Origin of the sequence: Streptomyces sp. NRRL S-920, assembly GCF_000717945.1 — a bacterium.
Classification (GTDB): Bacteria; Actinomycetota; Actinomycetes; order Streptomycetales; family Streptomycetaceae; genus Streptomyces; species Streptomyces alboniger.
In genome coordinates, this window is record NZ_JODF01000073.1 from 1 (window position 1) to 15,250 (window position 15,250).

Below are 15,250 nucleotides of genomic sequence, written 5' to 3' on the forward strand. Positions count from 1 at the left end.
CCCCACCACCACCTCCACAGGCCCCGGCCCCGGACCCGCCACCAGCGCCCGCGCCGAAGCCGCCGCGGACAGCCAAGCCCGCCCCGCCCCCGCCGCCCGCGCTCGCTCCGAAGTCGGCGCCCAAGCCCAAGCCCGGCGAACCCAAGCCCGAACCCAAGCCCAAACCCACCCCGACCAGAACAACCAAGCCATCGCCATCCGTGACATATCCGTCGTACACCGCGCCGACCCGCAAGCGGCCGCCTCGCGACGGCCCGTCCCTCGTCTCGCTCACCCTGCTCATCACAGCGCCCGCGGTTCTCGCCGTCGCCGCGCTCCGCCCGCGCTGACCGCCGGAGGTCCCCATGTCGGAATGGCTTGTTCTCACCCTCGCGATGGCGGCCGCTTGCGGTGTCGTGCTCGTCGTGACACTGCTGCGGCACCGCAGAACCGGCGCGGACTACGACGCGTCGGAGACACCGGACGTCATCGAGTACATGACGATGATGATCGGTGTCGTCTACGCCATCGTGCTGGGCCTCGCCATCGCGGGCGTCTGGGAGGCGCGCGGCGCCGCCCAGGAGCATGTGCGGGTGGAGGCCCAGGCGCTGCACGAGATCTCGGAGCGGGCGCGGGTCTACCCCGAGGACGTCCGGGACCGCATTCGCGCCGACGTCCGCGCGTACGTCGGCCATGTCGTCACCACCGAGTGGGACGCCATGGCCGACCAGGGTGAACTCACCGGCCGCGGCGCCGAGCTGCTCACCCGGATCCGCCACGACGTCACCGACTACGAACCGAAGTCGGACTTCGAGGCCCAGGCGTACCAACCGCTGATCGACGAGGTGGCGGCCGCGGACGACGCGCGCAGCGCCCGCGCGGACAGCGTCGGGGCGACCATGCCGGGCGTGGTCTGGTTCGGCCTGATCATCGGCGGCCTGGTCACGATCGGCATGATCTTCGCGCTCCAGATCCGCCGCACACCGCGCGAGCTGCTCCTCGCCGGTCTGTTCTCCGCCCTGTTCGCCTTCCTGCTCTTCCTCATCTGGGACTTCGACGCCCCGTACAGCCGGGGCATCGCGGCGACGGCGGAACCGTTCAAGGCGCTGTTCCCGGGGGTCGGCGACTGAGGGTTTGTCACGCGGGTGGCTATCCGTCCGTACGCCGCTGGTTCACGGTGGTTCCTCCTACCCGAGCGAACTCGCGTGGAAGGGGCCAGCGGTGAGACGAAGAGGATTTGTGGCGGGGGCGGTCGGCGCGCTCTCGGGGATCGCTCTCGGTTCGGGTCCGGTCCGGGCCGACGCGCCGCTGCCCCGCCGGTCGGAGGGCCCGCCGGGCACGCGGGAGTGGCGGGCCGTCCCGGCGCCCGGCAGCACCCCGGCCGCGCAGCTGCGCCGCATCGCCGCGGCCGGGCCGGGGCTGGCCTGGGCCGTCGGCGAGGAGAACCAGACCGTGTCGTCACCGGCGCGGGCGCTGGCCATGGTCTGGAACGGCAGCACCTGGTCGAAGAGCGACCTGTCCTCCATGGACTACACCGGTCGCCTCAGCGACGTCGCGGGAGTCTGCTCCACCGCCGCGTGGAGCGTGGGCCTCCCCTCCGGGACCGCGAGCCCGCTGCTGCGCTGGGACGGAACGACCTGGCGCGAGGCCTCCTTCCCGGGCAGGGGCGAGCCGGGCGTCCGGCTGGAGTCGGTGGCGGTCGGCCCCGACCGGCGGGTGTGGATCTGCGGCACCCGGGGCGGCGCGGCCCGGCTGCTGCTGGGGGACGGCCGCCGATGGCGCTGGCTCGATCCGCTGCCGGTCGCGAGCGCCAACCTGTACCGGATCGTCCTGCGTACACCGGACGAGGTCTGGGTGAGCGGCGACCAGGCCTGGGGTGGTGGCTGGAGGGGACTCGTGGCCCGTTGGAACGGGGCCTGGACGGTCCTGCCGCCGATCGCGGGCGCCCGTCTCGGCATCAGTGACCTGCACGCGGCCGCCGCGGACGACGTATGGGCCGTCGGCACCGAGGCCGGTGTCGGCGGGCCGCCGGGGCGCCCCGGCAACCCCGCCCTGGCGCACTGGGACGGTACGGCGTGGACCCGCGTGGAACCAGGCTTCACCCTCGGTTCGTTGACCGGGATCGCGGGCATTGCGCAGGGCCGCGCCGCCTGGATATCGGGCTGGAACCACCAGGACCAGAGCCGCAGTACGTACCTGCGCGGGGACGGCGCCGGCTGGACCGTCGTACGAGGCCCGGAGGGCGGGGCCACGGCCCCCTATCTCAATGACGTGACAGCCGTCCCCGGCACCGCGGGGTTCTGGTCGGCCGGCATGACGAGCCCCGCCCCCTACCCGCCGACCGAGGCGTACACGGAGCGTCTCGACGCCTGACGCCCGTGCGCGGCGGGCCGCGGCCGGTGGCGGTGAACGGTGCTGCGCCGCGCCCCGGTCCGGCGCATCCTGGTGCCATGGCCTGGCAGACACCGATCGTCATCCATCCGCCCGCCGCCGACGGCGGCCGACGGGTCACCGTGCGCGGACAGGACGCCGGCATCGCGCACGGCGACCGCGACCTGGAGGAGTTCCTGCGGCGCGCGGGGCTCGACGAGGCCGACATCGCGCTCGACGACCCACACCTCGTCGAGTGGCGCGGCGGACCTCACGTATGGCCCTAGCCCCCCGGCGCCGAGAGCCGTGGCCACCCGGCACCGGGCCCCGCTGCCATACGGACGCACGGCTGCCGGTGCGCCGCGCCGTCCCGTTCCCCTGACCGGCGGACAGGATTGCCCCGTTCGCACGACACCGATCGCGGGCCCGAGGGTGCATACCTAGCGTTTCCGGCATCGAGGTGCATTTCAGGCGACAGCGGAAGAAGGTCCGCGACTGCTCCTCGGGGACCCGGAGGATCCACCATGCGCGCGATACGCGTCGCTTCGGCCGCTCTGCTCACCGCCACCGCCCTGACGCTCACGATCCCGCCCGCGTCGGCGAACGTCCGGGGCGACGAGACGAACAACAACATCACCTCGTTCGGCTTCCGCGTGACCCCTTCCACGATCGCCGCGGGCGGACAGGTCACTCTCAGCGTCGACGGCTGCGAGGGCGACACCAAGGTCACCTCCGGAATCTTCGACGACGCGCACATCCCCAAGGGGCAGGCCTCCACCACGGCCCAGGTGTTCTGGGACGCCAAGCCCGGCGCGATGTACGAGGTGACGTTCGACTGCAAGGGCGAGACCGGCAAGACGGACCTCACCATCGCCACCGGCCGCCCCGACGGCAACAACCACCAGAACCAGAACCAGAACCAGCATCAGAACCCGGTGAACAAGGGTGTCAAGGCCGGCATCGGCGGCAGCCTCGGCGGGCTCGACCTGCACGAGATCGCCCTCGGCAGCGCGCTGATCCTGGGCACCCTCGCCACCGCCTACTACAAGACCCGGCGCCGCACCGGCGAGGACCGTTCCTGACCCCGCCACCGCCACCGCCTCGCCCCCGGGACGTCTCCAGGTCCCGGGGGCGAGGCGGTGTCACGTGCGATGCGCGAAGCGGGCGGCCGGGGTGCGGAAGGGGGGCGCGCCGGGGCCGCCCGGCGGGTCAGGCGCGGTTCTCGGACCGGCGGCGCATCCAGAACACGCCGCCGCCGACCACCGCGGCGGTGACCAGAGCGCCGCCGATCGCGATGTCCGTGCCGGTCGCCCCCGAGTGCGAGCTGCCGCCGAAGCCACCGCGCACACCGCCGTGGATGACGGTGAAAGCGGCCGGGCGCGTGAGGGACTTGCCACCGCAGTGGGCCGTGATGTCGTACGCGCCCGGGTGCGCGTGCTTGTGCACGACCGCGGTCGCGCTCGACGTGCTGCCGCCGGGGACGGGGTGCAGGTTCGTGTCGGGGAAGGCATGCGAGGTGATCTTGCCGCCGCTCTGGCAGGACGAGCCGTCGACGGTGACCGTCAGGTGCCCGCCCCGCGGGATCACGCTGGGCATCGCCACGAGGTTGGTCGGGTCGGCCCACGCGGACGCGGTCGGGGCGGCGAGCCCCACGACCGCGCCTGCCGCGGCGGCCACCGCGAGGGCACGAGTGGTACGCATACGAGAAGTACGCATGGCAATCCTCCGCGGAAGGCGCCCCGGGGGTACCGTCCCCGGTCGATCGGCGAGAGCGCCTCCCAGTCAGACCCTCAGATGCCGGGCGCGGGCCCGCATTTCGGGGATCGGCCGTCCTGGTGAGACGACACGCCGGGGCGCGTCCGCGCGAGCGGACATCACCGCAGGTCACGGACCGTCAGAAAATTCCTGTCCGCGGGCGACTCGGATGGCGCACCGGGCCGGGGCGCCACCCGTTCGCTCCCGCCCTTTCGCACGCCGCGCGCCCCGCGCTTAGCGTTCTCGTACGCGCAACGGACGCGGCGCGCCCGCCGCGTTGAGAGGGGATAGAGAATGCCTTCGTCCCATCCGGCCGACGAGTTCGAGTTTCGGGATTCCCAGGGTTTCCAGGAGGACGAAAAGCAGAAGAAGCGCGCCCCGTGGGGCGTGATGGCTCTCGTCCTGCTGACCGGCCTCGCGCTGATCCGCAATGGATCGGGAGAATTCGACGTGGGGCCGCCGCAGCCCGCGTCCGCCGCGGCCGCGGACCTGGAGCCGGACGCGGCGCGTGACGCGCCCGCGCCGCTGACGTTCTCGCCCGCCGAGCGCGTCCGCATCAAGGGCATCCAGGTGGACGCGCCGGTCATGGCGGTGGGCCTGGACTCGGAGGGGTGGGTGGACGCGCCGCCGCCCGACGACCCCAACCTCGCGGGCTGGTTCACGGGCGCCGTCTCGCCGGGCGAGCAGGGCACGGCCGTGGTCGTCGGGCATGTGGACAACCAGCAGGGCCCCGCCGTCTTCTACGGCCTCGGTTCGCTGAAGAAGGGACATCAGATCGAGGTGCGGCGCAGGGACAAGAAGACCGCGATCTTCAAGATCTACGGCATCGAGGTGTTCGACAAGGACGACTTCCCCGGAAAGCGGGTCTACGGAAACGGCGGGAGCCCCGAATTGCGTGTCATCACCTGCGGCGGCGGTTTCTCCAAGCAGTCCGGTTATGACGGGAACGTCGTCGTCTTCGCCCGTCTGACCGCCGTGCGCTGACGCACGGGCCGGGCGGGCGAAGGGCGCCTCACACCGCGTAGCGGCTCGGGACCGTGATGCCGTAGCCGGATTCGAGCAGGTCCGGGAGGTAGGTGCGCAGGGCGTCGACGGTGCCCGAGCGGTCGCCGCCGGCGTCGTGCGAGAGCACCACGACCCCGGGGCCCGCGCCCGCGCGAACGCGCCGCACGATGCTCCTCGCGCCCGGTTCGGTCCAGTCGAGGGTGTCGACGGTCCAGGCGAGCGGTTCCATGCCGAGTTCGGCGCCCAGTTGGAAGGCGTTGCGGTTCCACGCGCCGTAGGGGGCCCGGAACCACTCCGGGGGCTCGCCGGTCACGTCCTCGATGACATCGCAGGTGCGTTCGATCTGCTCACGCATGGTGGACCGCTTCAGCTTGGGCAGCAGCGGGTGGCTCCAGGTGTGGTTGCCGATCAGGTGCCCGTCGTCGGCCATCTCGCGCAGCAGGTCCGGGTTGGCGGCGGCCATCTCCCCGCACACGAAGAACATCGCGCGCACGCCGTACCTGCGCAGCGTCCGCAGGATGGGCGGGGTGTAGCGGGGGTCGGGCCCGTCGTCGAAGGTCAGCACCATCGAATTCTCGTGTCCGCCGAGGCGCAGGATCGGCGCCCTGCGGACCCGGGGCAGGGCGCGTGCGGAGCGTGGGGGGCCGTATCCCGCCATGGGCTGGAGGCGGTACGTGGAGGGCTTGCGGGCGCGGACGGCCGGCGGGCCCCCGGCGGGCGCGCCGCTGGGCGCGGTGGGTCCGGGGGCGGCCGGGCGGTCCGTGGCCCCGCACGCGGCGGTCGCGGCGATGCCGAGTGCCGCCGCGGCGCGGAGCACGATCCGGCGCCCTGGCGTCAGCTGATCGTCTTTCATGACTAATCCGTCGCACGGCCGCGGGCCGGCGCGGATCACCAACACCGGGGCGGCCTCTGAAAGCACCCGATCAGACGCGGCGGACCGTCAGACGCGGCGGACCAGGGGGAAGGGCAGGGTCTCGCGGATGGTGAGGCCGGTGAGGAACATGACGAGCCGGTCGACGCCGATGCCGAGGCCTCCGGTGGGCGGCATCGCGTACTCCAGGGCGTCGAGGAAGTCCTCGTCCAGCTCCATGGCTTCCGGGTCTCCCCCGGCGGCCAGGAGCGACTGTGCGGTGAGGCGGCCGCGCTGCTCCACGGGGTCGGTCAACTCCGAGTAGGCGGTACCCAGTTCGGTGCCGAAGGCGACGAGGTCCCAGCGTTCGGCGAGGCGCGGGTCGGCCCGGTGCCGGCGGGTGAGCGGGGAGACGTCGGTGGGGAAGTCCTTGTAGAAGGTGGGCAGCTTCGTCCGTTCCTCGACGAGCCGCTCGTACATTTCGAGGACGATGTCCCCGCGGCCGTCGTCCGCCGTGTGGGGGACGCCGGCCCGGTCGCAGTGCCGGTGCAGAGCCGCCAGGGATGTGTCCGCGTCGATCTCCTCACCGAGCGCCTCGGAGATCGCGCCGTGGACGGTCCGCACCGGCCAGGGCCCCGAGATGTCGTACTCGACGCCGTCCTTGTACGCCACCGGCCTGCCGAAGGCGGCGGTCGCCGCGCCCTGGATGAGTTCGCGGGTGAGGTCGAGCATCACGTCGTAGTCGGCGTAGGCCTGGTAGGCCTCCAGCATCGTGAACTCGGGGTTGTGCTTGTACGAGACGCCTTCGTTGCGGAAGGTACGGCCCATCTCGAAGACCTTCTCCATGCCGCCGACGCAGAGCCGCTTGAGGTACAGCTCGGGGGCGATGCGCAGATAGAGGTCGAGGTCGTAGGCGTTGATGTGGGTGGTGAAGGGCCGGGCGTTGGCGCCGCCGTGGATCTGCTGGAGCATCGGCGTCTCGACCTCCAGGTAGCCGCGGTCGAGGAGGCCCTGGCGCAGGGCCTGCACGGCGGCGGACCGGGCCCGGACCACCTCGCGGGCGCCGGGGCTCGCCACGAGGTCGAGATAGCGGCGGCGTACCTTCGCCTCGGGGTCGGTCAGGCCGCGCCGCTTGTCGGGCAGCGGGCGCAGGCACTTTCCGGAGAGGCGCCAGTCGGTGACGAAGACGGTCAGCTCACCCTTGTCGCTCGTACCGACCGTGCCGGTGGCCGTGATGTGGTCACCGATGTCGATGCCGGTGGTGAAGCGGTCGAGTAGGCCGGTGCCCGTCGTCGCGCGGGTGAGGGCGAGCTGGCGGTCGCCCGACCAGTCGCGCAGCACGACGAAGACGACACCGCCGAAGTCGCGTACGAGCATGACGCGCCCCGCCACCACGACCTGTTGGCCGGTCATGTCCCGGTGTAGGGATGCCAGTTGACGGGTGGGGGGCGGCAGGCCCACGGGGTAGGGGTCCGTGCCCTCGGCGCGCAGCCGGTCGAGTTTGCGGTGGCGTACGCGGATCTGATCCGGGAGCTTCGAGGCGGGGTCGTCGTCGGCCGTGCCGCCCTGCCCCGCGAGGCCGAGCGCGGCGATCGGGGGGAGGCCCTCGGTGGTGGCGGGCCGGGCCACGCCGCGGGGCCTGTGGTGGCCCTTGCCCCAGAGCTTGCGCAGGGACGGCACGGAGACGAAGCCCTCGGCGATGCCGGACGCCAGGCTGATGCGGGCGAGGGCGCCGCTGTCGCCGTAGCAGATGAAGCGCGGATACCACTCGGGGTGGTACTTGGCGTTGGAGCGGTAGAGCGCTTCGAGCTGCCACCACTTGGAGAAGAACAGCAGCAGCTTGCGCCACAGGCGCAGGACCGGTCCCGCGCCGATCCGGCCGCCCTCCTCGAAGACCGAGCGGAACACGGCGAAGTTGAGGGAGATGCGGCGCACGCCGAACTTCGGCGCCGCGGCGCAGAGTTCGGCGACCATGAACTCCATGACGCCGTTCGGGGCGGTGCGGTCGCGGCGCATGACGTCGAGGGAGATGCCGTCCTTGCCCCAGGGGACGAGGGAGAGCAGGGCGAGGAGCCTGCCCTCGGCGTCGAGGGCCTCGACGAGGAGGCAGTCGCCGTCCTCGGGGTCGCCGAGGCGGTCCAGGGCCATGGAGAAGCCGCGTTCGGTCTCGGTGTCCCGCCAGGCGTCGGCCTTGTCGATGATCTCCTCCATCTCCTCGTCGGTGAGGGTGGAGTGGCGGCGGACGCGGGTGGTGGCGCCGGTGCGGCGTACGCGGTTCACGGCCTGCCGGGTCACGCGCATGTCCCGGCCGTCCAGGTCGAAGGCCGCCACGTGCAGGATCGCCTCGTCGCCCAGTTGCAGCGCGCCGAGCCCGCAGCGGGCGTACGCGGTGGCGCCGTCCTCGGAGGCACCCATCACCGCGGGGGCCCAGGCGTACCGCCGGGCCACGTCCAGCCAGGCGCCGATCGCGTGCGGCCAGGCCTCGCGGTCGCCCACGGGGTCGCCGCTGGCCAGGCAGACCCCGGCCTCGACGCGGTAGGTGACGGCGGCCTTGCCGCTGGGTGAGAAGACGACGGCCTTGTCGCGCCGGGTGGCGAAGTAGCCGAGCGAGTCCTGTTCCCCGTACGCCCCGAGGAGCGCGCGGATGCGGGGTTCCTCGTCGCCGTGCAGGGCGGCTTCCATGCGCTGGGAGCGGAAGAGAGTGGCGGCGGCGTTCAGGAGGGCGAGCGCGCCGAACAGGCCGAGCCAGAAGAACAGGGGGCGCGGCGGGGAGCCGTGGAAGTACTCGTGGCCGTGGATCAGGCCGCCGCAGACGCGGTTGGCCGCCCACAGCAGGCGCTCGTGGCGGGGCAGACTGCCGGGGAACAACTGCACGAGGCCCCAGCCCACCAGGACGGCGGCGCCGAGGCCCCCGGCCAGCACCGCGACGGCCCGCCACAGCGCGCCGCGCCGCGAGTCCGCGGAGAACTCCTTGCGGGCCAGGATCAGCAGCACGAAGGCGATGCCGCAGACGATGAAGGAGGGCAGCGATTCGGCCCAGAAGCCGAGCGCCGCGCCGAGCACGTCGAAGGCGAGCAGCAGCCCGAGGTAGCTGACGACGAGCCACCACGTGACCTTCTTGCGGGCGGCGGTCGCGGCGGCGAGCAGGAAGAGGAAGACGGCGTACGCGAGGTTCGCGCTGACCGGGACCGTGACGAGGTCCAGGAAGCGGATGACGGGCATGAGGAGGCGGCGCAGCGCGGGGATGACCGCGACGACCGCGCAGAAGACGCCGAGGGCGCCGAAGAAGGCGGCGAAGCCCTCCGGGACGCGGGCGAGGAACCCGCCGCGGGGCCGCGCCGGCCCGGTCGGCCCTGTGGCCTCGGCGTTCTCCTCGGCAACACTCATGGGCACGACTCTAAGAAGCCCCCTGCCTCGGCGCGCGCCGAGGAACCGGGGCCGGGAGCGGCCGTCCGCCTCCGATAACCTCTCGGGCGTGAGCGAAGACCAGTCCCACCAGTTCGAACGCGGTACCGACGGGCCCAAGGTGATCGTCGTCGGCGTCGATGGCTCCGAGTCATCGCTGCGGGCCGCGGCATATGCCGGTGGTCTTGCCCGGCGCCAGCACGCCCTGCTCGCCGTGGTCTATGTCCAGCCGGTGCTCGCGGCGGGCGCCGCGCTCGGCGCCCCGGTCGCCGAGACCACGGACGAGATCGCCGAGGGGCTGATCGCGGAGATCAGGGAGGCGGCCGAGCGGGTGAAGGACATATTCGACGTCCGATGGGAGTTCCACACCTTCCGTGGCGATCCCTACAGCGGTCTCGTCTCCGCGGCCGACGAGCTGAAGGCCGACGCCGTGGTCGTCGGCGCCTCCGAGCAGGCCGGCCACCGCATCGTCGGATCGGTCGCCGTCCGTCTGGTGAAGGCGGGCCGCTGGCCCGTCACGGTGGTGCCGTAACCGCCTGCCACCGGCGAATGAACCCTTGCGCGCAAGGGGTGTGGCGTCTTCCGTCGGGTCGCGGCCTGGGCCATCATGATCCGCCATCAGCCGACTGCCGTCCGCGAAGAGGTGGATCTCATGGCGGGACTCCGGATGGGGCAGGGCATCCTGCGCCGCAAGCCCATCGAACACATCGAGGAGACGGAGGCGGGCGGCGGGCTCGCCCGCTCGCTGGGGCTCTGGCAGCTCACGGCGATCGGTGTCGGCGGCATCATCGGCGCCGGCATCTTCACGCTGGCGGGCACCGTCGCCCACGAGAAGGCGGGGCCCGCGGTCCTGATCTCGTTCCTGATCGCCGGTGTCGCGAGCGCCGCCGCGGCGTTCTCGTACGCCGAGTTCGCGGGTCTCATCCCGAAGGCCGGATCCGCGTACACGTACGGCTATGTGGTCCTCGGTGAGCTGGCCGGGTGGTTCATCGGCTGGGACCTGCTCCTGGAGTACACGGCGATCGTGGCGGTGGTCGCGATCGGCATCTCCGGCTACTTCAACTTCCTGATCAACGACATGGGCGCCGAGCTGCCCGCGTGGATGCTGGGCGCGCCGGGCACCGGCGACGGGCACCGGGTCGACCTCTTCGCGGCGCTGCTGTGCCTGCTCATCGCGTATCTGCTGACCCTCGGCATCAAGAACGCGGCGCGCTTCGAGATGGTCGTCGTGGTCCTCAAGGTCCTCGTCGTGCTGCTGGTGATCGGCGTGGGGTTCTTCCATGTCAACACCGGCAACTACCAGCCGTTCTTCCCCTTCGGGGTGAGCGGGGCGTTCACGGGTGCGGCGACGGTGTTCTTCGCGGTCTTCGGTTACGACGCCATGTCCACGGCCGCCGAGGAGTCCAAGGACGCCCAGCGCCACATGCCGAAGGCGATCCTGTACTCCCTCGCCGTCTCGATGGTGCTGTACGTCCTCGCGTGCCTGGTCCTCACCGGCATGCAGGGGTACAAGGACATCGACCCGGAGAGCGGGTTCTCCAGCGCCTTCAAGGCGGTCGGGCTCGGCGGGCTCGCCGATGTCATCGCGGTGGGCGCGATCATCGGCATCCTCACCGTGATGTTCACGTTCATGCTGGGCGTCACGCGCGTGTGGTTCTCCATGAGCCGTGACGGCCTGCTGCCCAAGTGGTTCGCGAAGACGCACGAGACCCGGCACGTGCCGACGCGCGTGACGTGGATCGTCGGGTTCGCCTCGGCCGCCATCGCCGGGTTCCTGCCGATCGGCGAGGCGGCCGAACTGACCAACATCGGCATCCTGCTGGCGTTCGTCGTGGTGTGTATCGCGGTGATCGTGCTGCGCTACAAGCGGCCCGAACTGCCGCGCACCTTCCGCTGCCCGGGGATGCCGGTGGTGCCCGCGGTCGGGGTCGTCTTCTCCATCTGGCTGATCACGTTCCTCCAGTGGCAGACCTGGGTGCGGTTCGCCGTGTGGTTCGCGGTCGGCCTGCTCGTGTACTTCGGGTACTCCTACCGGAAGTCGGAGCTGGCGAAGGCGGAGCGCGGCGCCGTCGAGTAGCGCGCGCCGCCTGCCCAGGAGCACGTGTTATCTGCCCATCACCAGGCCGTCCTTGGCCGCGCCCCGGCTCAGGACGACCCGGCGGATGCGGTCGCGCACCTCGCGTACGTCCGCCCCGCGGCGCAGCGCCGCGTTGAGGTTCACCACGCGGCCCTCGCCCGTGTCGAACCACATGGGGAGGAACTCGGCCTTGCTCACCTTCCACCGCCCGCCCGGCGCGGCGGGCGGCGCGAAGGTGAAGCGGCCGATGGAGTTCTGGTTGCCGCGCGGGTCGCGCTCCCCGTCGTGGTTGATCATGTCACCGGCGATCTGGTCGCCCATGCCGTAGATGATCCAGGTGCCGTTGACCTTCTCGTACGCCTGGGGGACGTGCGCGTGCGTGCCGATGATCAGGTCGATGTCCGGGCGGCCCTTCTTGCGTGAACCGGTGAGCTGCTTGCCGAGGCGCAGCTGGCGGCGGTCGGGGGCGGTCTGCCACTCCGTGCCCCAGTGCAGGCTGACGACGACCATGTCGGCGCCCGCCTTCCGCGCCGCGCGGGCGTCCGCGACGATCTTCTCGCGGTCGATCAGGTCGACCGTCCAGGGCTTGCCCTTCGGCATCGGGTAGCCGTTCGTGCCGTAGGTGTACGCGAGCTGTGCGACCTTGGCGCCGCCCGCCCGCAGCCACGCCGGTCTCCTGTCCTCGGCGGCGGAGCGGGCCGAGCCCGCGTGCTTGACGCCCGCCTTGTCCAGCGCGTCCAGGGTGCGGCGCACACCGGCCGCGCCGTCGTCCAGGGTGTGGTTGGAGGCGGTGGAGCACGAGTCGTAGCCGGTGGCCCTGAGGGCGCGGGCCACCTGGGGCGGGGACTTGAAGTCGGGGTAGCCGCTGTAGTCGCCCTGGGCCCCGTACACCGTCTCCATGTGGCAGATCGCCAGGTCGGCCTTGGAGACAACGGACTTGGCGCCGGCGAGCATCGGCCCGAAGTCGTAGCCGTCGCCGTCCGCGTCGGCCCTGGCCTGGCGGATGATCGAGGAGTGCGGGAGGACGTCTCCGGAGGCGACGAGGGTGAAGCCGCGCCGCTCGGCCGCGCCGCCGCTCGCCGGGGAGTGGCCCGGCCCCGGACCGGAGGAGGCGCTCCGTGACGCCTGCCGCGCCGAGTACCACTTGTCGGTGCCGCTGTCCGGCGCCGCGGCGCAGGCGGCGGTGCCGGTCATCAGGAGGGCCGTCACGGCGGCGGCCGCCGGTCGCCGCCTCCTGGCCGGCGAGGGGGTCCCTGGGGCGGGTGGGGTCCCTGTGTGCCATGCATGCGGTGCGCGCTGCGTCATCGATCAGGCTCCGTGAAAAGGGGGGAAATCAGGTCATACGAATACATGAACGGAGCTAACGATGAATCAAGGACCAATGCCGACCCAGTCCCCGAAAGGGAGTCAAATCATTAGGCCCTGTGACGCGAACAACACGGACCCGCTCACCTGCGGGGAAACCGGCGACCGGGTCAAGCCTCCGTAAAGCGCCTTGCTCAGCACCCCCTCGGAGTAATCGGCTGTCCTCATCCGTGTTCCGGATTGGGGCGGGCCAGAGGCCGGTGACGCGCACGGAACGGAGGAAGGCGGAAGCGGGATGCAGTACGAGAGCAGAGGCAACACGGAAGACCCCCAGGGGGGCGAACTGGCCGTGCCCATGGCGTGGTTGTACGCCGAGTACATCGCCGACGAATTGCTGCGCACCGGCGATCTGATGCCGCCCACGTCCTTCGAGTACCGCGCCGGACGCGATGCGCTCGCCTTGACGATCTTCCTGTCGGACAGCAGGGGCGAGCTGTCCGGCATCCGGGTGATCACCCAGCTGGAGACCTGGCTCTCCCTGACGGAGTACGACCAGATCTGGCAGGAGTGGGTGCGCGAGCGGATGGACCTGCTCCTGGAGGACGCCGCCGTGTCGGGCACGCCGAACTCAGATCTGGACCTCGCCGAGCTGGCCTGGCGGTGGCTGGAGGAGACCGAGCTGCTCGCGCCCGACCTGGACGCGGTGCCGGGCGGGGGCGCCCTGCCGGGCGAGGAGGACGGGCCCAAGGTGTGGACGCCCGCATGGCGGCTCGGGCTGCCCCTCGGACACCTGGCGATCCATCTGTTCTGACGCGGGGCCTTGAATGTTTCGGCGGTCCCTTACGTACCGGAGGGCAGGCAACACCTCTCACCGTAAGGAACGCCATGAGGTCCCTGGAGCGGCATCGTGACGTCGGCGCCTACGCGCTCGGCGTCCTGGACGAGGCGGACGCGTTCCGGTTCGAGGATCACCTCCCGGAATGCGCCGCGTGCCTCCTGGCGCTCGCCGAACTCCAGGACACCGCCCGCCTGTTGGAGTGCTACGGCCGCACTTTGGAGGACTTCGGCCGCGCCGCGGAGCCTCCCGCGGCGCCCGGCCCGGCGCTCCTGGACCGGACACTGCGCGACATCGGCCGACGGCACACCGTGCGGCGCGGTGGGCGGCTGTGCGCCGCCGCCCTCGCCGTCGCCCTGGCCTTCGCCACACCCGCCGTGACCCTTGTGGCGGTCTCCGGGGCCGGGCCCGAGCGGGTCAGCGCGCGTGACGCCCGGAGCGGCGTCCTCGCCACACTGACGGCCCACGACCGCGCCTGGGGGACGGACCTCGCGCTCACCGTGCGGGACCCGGCGCCGCGGGCGCGCGTCTGCACACTGGTCGCCGTCGGCAAGGACGGCTCGGAACGGACCATCACGACCTGGAAGGCCCCCGGAAAGACCGCGGAGATCCCGGCCGCGGCGGCCCTGCGTCCGGGACAGACCGACCGCTACGAGGTGCGGACGACGGACGGGCAGCGGCTGGTGACGTTACGCCTGTGAGAGCTGCTGCGTCCTCGAGAGCCACTGCGTCTGTGCGAGCCACTAGGTCTGTGAGAGCCGCGCCCCGGCCAGGGGCCCCAACCGGCCGCCCCTCACTTCAGCAACCGCGACAGCCTCCGGTCGGCCAGCGGCTTTCCGCCCGTCTGGCACGTCGGGCAGTACTGCAAGGAGGAGTCGGCGAAGGACACCTCCCGGATCGTGTCGCCGCACACGGGACACGGCTCACCGGTGCGGCCGTGCACACGCAGGCCGCTCTTCTTCTCGGCCTTGAGACGGCCCGCCGCCACTCCGCATGAGCGCTCCACCGCCTCCGTCAGCGTGTCCCGGAGGGCCCGGTACAGCCCGTGGATCTCCTCCTCGGTGAGGCTCGACGTCCGTTTGAACGGGGACATGCGGGCCGCGTGCAGGATCTCGTCGCTGTACGCGTTGCCGATCCCGGCGATCAGGCCCTGGTCGCGCAACGCGCCCTTGATCTGCCGCCGTTCACCCGCGAGGAGGCGGGCGAAGCGCTCCTCGTCGAAGTCGGGGGCGAGCGGATCGGGCCCCAGCCGCTCGATGCCCGGGATCTTCGACGGCGCCTCGGTGACGTACACCGCGAGGCGCTTTTGGGTGCCCGCCTCCGTGAGGTCGAAGCCCTCCCCCGTCTCCAGGGCCACCCGCAGCGCGAGCGGGCCCTTGCCGGGGCGCGGGGTGCCGTCGGGGAGCCGGTCCTTCCACTGGAGCCAGCCGGCGCGGGCGAGGTGGGTGACGAGGTGCAGCCCGTCCGCGTCGACGTCCAGGAACTTGCCGTGCCGGGTCACGGCCGTGACGGTGCGGCCCTCCAGGGCGGTGAGCGGAGGGTCGTACGTCTTGAGGACGCTGATCGCGACGGGCAGTACACGGACGATCGCGCGCCCGACCAGATGTTCCGTCAGAAAGTCTCGCAGCGCCTCGACTTCGGGCAGTTCTGGCATGGTTCTCCCTCAGAG

General features: G+C 71.9%; 14 protein-coding genes and 1 pseudogene. 10 read left to right on the forward strand and 5 right to left on the reverse strand.

The features are described 5' to 3' along the window. The 5 genes and pseudogenes from IG54_RS43255 to IG54_RS0132685 all read left to right on the forward strand — a co-directional run. Window positions 1–329 (forward strand): annotated as a pseudogene (locus tag IG54_RS43255) (hypothetical protein); the annotation flags it as partial. Between the two features lie 15 nt (window positions 330–344). Continuing rightward, window positions 345–1,109 (forward strand): DUF4239 domain-containing protein, encoded by a 765-nt coding sequence (locus tag IG54_RS0132665; protein ID WP_030793092.1) that lies wholly within the window; start codon window positions 345–347, stop codon window positions 1,107–1,109. 91 nt (window positions 1,110–1,200) lie between these two features. Continuing rightward, entirely contained in the window at window positions 1,201–2,352 is a 1,152-nt protein-coding gene (locus IG54_RS0132670) for a hypothetical protein (protein ID WP_030793095.1), read from the forward strand. Between the two features lie 77 nt (window positions 2,353–2,429). Next, entirely contained in the window at window positions 2,430–2,636 is a 207-nt protein-coding gene (locus IG54_RS0132675) for a hypothetical protein (protein ID WP_030793098.1), read from the forward strand. Between the two features lie 237 nt (window positions 2,637–2,873). Continuing rightward, window positions 2,874–3,431, forward strand: a complete 558-nt coding sequence (locus IG54_RS0132685; RefSeq protein WP_030793101.1) for a hypothetical protein — start codon at window positions 2,874–2,876, stop codon at window positions 3,429–3,431. 127 nt (window positions 3,432–3,558) lie between these two features. Here the strand turns inward: IG54_RS0132685 and IG54_RS0132690 are convergent, their stop codons facing one another. Then, on the reverse strand, window positions 3,559–4,050 hold the full coding sequence (locus tag IG54_RS0132690; protein WP_030793104.1) for a hypothetical protein: 492 nt from the start codon (window positions 4,048–4,050) through the stop codon (window positions 3,559–3,561). A 444-nt stretch (window positions 4,051–4,494) separates the two neighbouring features. On the opposite strand from IG54_RS0132690, the gene IG54_RS0132695 reads away from it, so the two are divergent. After that, window positions 4,495–5,088 (forward strand): class F sortase, encoded by a 594-nt coding sequence (locus IG54_RS0132695; protein ID WP_199809624.1) that lies wholly within the window; start codon window positions 4,495–4,497, stop codon window positions 5,086–5,088. Window positions 5,089–5,116: 28 nt separating this feature from the next. Here IG54_RS0132695 and IG54_RS0132700 read toward each other — a convergent pair whose 3' ends face one another. Together IG54_RS0132700 and lysX are read right to left on the reverse strand one after the other, a co-directional pair. Beyond that, window positions 5,117–5,962 (reverse strand): polysaccharide deacetylase family protein, encoded by an 846-nt coding sequence (locus tag IG54_RS0132700; RefSeq protein WP_030793108.1) that lies wholly within the window; start codon window positions 5,960–5,962, stop codon window positions 5,117–5,119. Between the two features lie 87 nt (window positions 5,963–6,049). Next, window positions 6,050–9,346, reverse strand: a complete 3,297-nt coding sequence (gene lysX / locus IG54_RS0132705; RefSeq protein WP_030793111.1) for a bifunctional lysylphosphatidylglycerol synthetase/lysine--tRNA ligase LysX — start codon at window positions 9,344–9,346, stop codon at window positions 6,050–6,052. A gap of 88 nt (window positions 9,347–9,434) precedes the next feature. On the opposite strand from lysX, the gene IG54_RS0132710 reads away from it, so the two are divergent. Both IG54_RS0132710 and IG54_RS0132715 read left to right on the forward strand, forming a co-directional pair. After that, window positions 9,435–9,896: a universal stress protein gene (locus IG54_RS0132710; RefSeq protein ID WP_030793114.1), complete on the forward strand. Its 462-nt coding sequence runs from the start codon at window positions 9,435–9,437 to the stop codon at window positions 9,894–9,896. A gap of 120 nt (window positions 9,897–10,016) precedes the next feature. After that, a complete protein-coding gene (locus IG54_RS0132715; protein WP_030793117.1) occupies window positions 10,017–11,441 on the forward strand; it encodes an amino acid permease in 1,425 nt (474 codons plus the stop codon). 27 nt (window positions 11,442–11,468) lie between these two features. Here IG54_RS0132715 and IG54_RS0132720 read toward each other — a convergent pair whose 3' ends face one another. After that, on the reverse strand, window positions 11,469–12,635 hold the full coding sequence (locus IG54_RS0132720) for a CapA family protein (protein WP_051820266.1): 1,167 nt from the start codon (window positions 12,633–12,635) through the stop codon (window positions 11,469–11,471). Window positions 12,636–13,041: 406 nt separating this feature from the next. Between IG54_RS0132720 and IG54_RS0132730 the strand changes: the two genes are divergently transcribed. Continuing rightward, entirely contained in the window at window positions 13,042–13,557 is a 516-nt protein-coding gene (locus IG54_RS0132730; protein ID WP_030793123.1) for a hypothetical protein, read from the forward strand. Between the two features lie 74 nt (window positions 13,558–13,631). Continuing rightward, window positions 13,632–14,282, forward strand: a complete 651-nt coding sequence (locus IG54_RS0132735; protein WP_030793126.1) for a zf-HC2 domain-containing protein — start codon at window positions 13,632–13,634, stop codon at window positions 14,280–14,282. A gap of 92 nt (window positions 14,283–14,374) precedes the next feature. On the opposite strand, the gene IG54_RS0132740 is transcribed toward IG54_RS0132735, so the two are convergent. Then, window positions 14,375–15,235, reverse strand: coding sequence for an Fpg/Nei family DNA glycosylase (locus IG54_RS0132740; protein WP_030793130.1), 861 nt, complete (start codon window positions 15,233–15,235; stop codon window positions 14,375–14,377). Between the last annotated feature and the right edge of the window lie 15 nt (window positions 15,236–15,250).

Coding starts and splice junctions, on each gene's coding strand:
- IG54_RS0132665 (WP_030793092.1), top strand. CDS start 345: ATGTCGGAATGGCTTGTTCTCACCCTCGCGATGGCGGCCGCTTGCGGT.
- IG54_RS0132675 (WP_030793098.1), top strand. CDS start 2,430: ATGGCCTGGCAGACACCGATCGTCATCCATCCGCCCGCCGCCGACGGC.
- IG54_RS0132685 (WP_030793101.1), top strand. CDS start 2,874: ATGCGCGCGATACGCGTCGCTTCGGCCGCTCTGCTCACCGCCACCGCC.
- IG54_RS0132690 (WP_030793104.1), bottom strand. CDS start 4,050: ATGCGTACCACTCGTGCCCTCGCGGTGGCCGCCGCGGCAGGCGCGGTC.
- IG54_RS0132695 (WP_199809624.1), top strand. CDS start 4,495: ATGGCTCTCGTCCTGCTGACCGGCCTCGCGCTGATCCGCAATGGATCG.
- IG54_RS0132700 (WP_030793108.1), bottom strand. CDS start 5,962: ATGAAAGACGATCAGCTGACGCCAGGGCGCCGGATCGTGCTCCGCGCC.
- lysX (WP_030793111.1), bottom strand. CDS start 9,346: ATGAGTGTTGCCGAGGAGAACGCCGAGGCCACAGGGCCGACCGGGCCG.
- IG54_RS0132715 (WP_030793117.1), top strand. CDS start 10,017: ATGGCGGGACTCCGGATGGGGCAGGGCATCCTGCGCCGCAAGCCCATC.
- IG54_RS0132720 (WP_051820266.1), bottom strand. CDS start 12,635: ATGACCGGCACCGCCGCCTGCGCCGCGGCGCCGGACAGCGGCACCGAC.
- IG54_RS0132730 (WP_030793123.1), top strand. CDS start 13,042: ATGCAGTACGAGAGCAGAGGCAACACGGAAGACCCCCAGGGGGGCGAA.
- IG54_RS0132735 (WP_030793126.1), top strand. CDS start 13,632: ATGAGGTCCCTGGAGCGGCATCGTGACGTCGGCGCCTACGCGCTCGGC.
- IG54_RS0132740 (WP_030793130.1), bottom strand. CDS start 15,235: ATGCCAGAACTGCCCGAAGTCGAGGCGCTGCGAGACTTTCTGACGGAA.